Here is a 1,446-nt window from a genome sequence, read left to right on the forward strand (position 1 = left end):
TCCACCACCGACATTAAAGATGTACATCACATCTAAGCCAGAGCCTTCTGGCAGTTTTAGAATGTCGGCTTCAATGTTTTGACGAATATCCTCGATGTAGATATCAATCTTGCCGCAATAATGAGGCTGCTTCACCGTCAAATATTTTGGTGCGATCAGTTCGTCAGCTGATGAGCGTTTAAGTTGCTCTAAACTGCGTTTGAATAGCTTACAAGCCGCTTCGTTGGCAAAACGAATACGCTGATCTTCTCGCAGACAAATAATAGCTTCCGGAGCAGATTCTAGCTGTTCTAACAAACGACCTTGAGTTTCAAGAAGGCTTGCTTCGACGACAGCACGCTGTCTAAGCTCTGACTCCAGCACTTTGTTTTCCATATGGCGCATTTCCGCTTTACTTGCTGTTAAATGCGCTTGGATACGTGCCGCCAACTCTTGTTTGTTGAATGGCTTCGATAAGTAGTCATTCGCGCCTGCTTCAAAGCCTCTCACACGGTCTTCTGTTTGGCTGAGAGCGGTGAGCATAATGATAGGTAGCTCAGCATGATCATAGGTTTCACGTAGTTCACTACATACTTGGTAGCCGCTCATGCCGGGCATCATAATGTCGAGTAACAGCAGTTCCGGCTTTTCTTGTTCAACCAGCGCCAGTGTTTCTGGGCCATCTGAAACGGTACGAACGCGGTATCCTTCTAGGCGCAAGAAGCTTTCCAGTACTCGCAAGTTAACGGGTTCATCATCTGCGACGTAAAGCAGTGGGCCATCAGGGTTCTCTGGTAGCGATAAGTCGTCGCCATTTTCCAAATTAATCTCAGGAATTTGAAAGTGCCCGCGCGCCACTAAAGTTTGAGTTGCTTGGATTTCTTCTTCGCTGGCCAAGGGCAGTGTGAAACTAAACGTGGTGCCGACCATCGGCTGACTGCTCACGTAAAGTGAACCGCCCATCAACTCAATCAGTTGGCGGCTAATCGATAGTCCCAGTCCCGCACCTTGACGATAGCGACTTGCATCTTGGCCAGCTTGAATTAAAGGCTCAAAAATATGCTCAAGATGTTCTGCTGGAATCCCCTGACCAGTATCGACCACTTGCACCAGGACGTGATCGTCAAAAATGGTAGCGGAAATGACGATCTTACCTTCTGAGGTGTATTTAATGGCATTGCCAATCAAGTTATACAGCACTTGTTCGAGGCGTTGAGGATCGGCCGAAACGGCTTTAAGGTCGGCTGGTACTTGGTTGATGATGCGAATGGTCTTATTGCCTAGCAGGTGATTAGAAAGCTCAAGCACCAAGCGTGTTGCACTAGCTAAGCTTACTGCCGATTTTTGTATATCCATGCTGCCATAGCGCATTTTGTGGTAATCCAATAAATCGTCTACGAGGTTAGCTAAGCGTTGACCACTTTTGATAATGATATCAAGTTGGTATTTTTGACTGGCGGGAACGAC

At 47.0% G+C, this 1,446-nt stretch carries 1 protein-coding gene; it reads right to left on the minus strand.

Translation table 11 applies throughout. The features are described 5' to 3' along the window. The coding region (locus R7P35_RS24255) for a response regulator (RefSeq protein WP_318092880.1) at nt 1-1,446 on the minus strand (1,446 nt) is incomplete at both ends.

The organism is Vibrio sp. Vb0304, assembly GCF_033338995.1.
In the GTDB taxonomy this organism is placed as follows: Bacteria; Pseudomonadota; Gammaproteobacteria; order Enterobacterales; family Vibrionaceae; genus Vibrio; species Vibrio alginolyticus.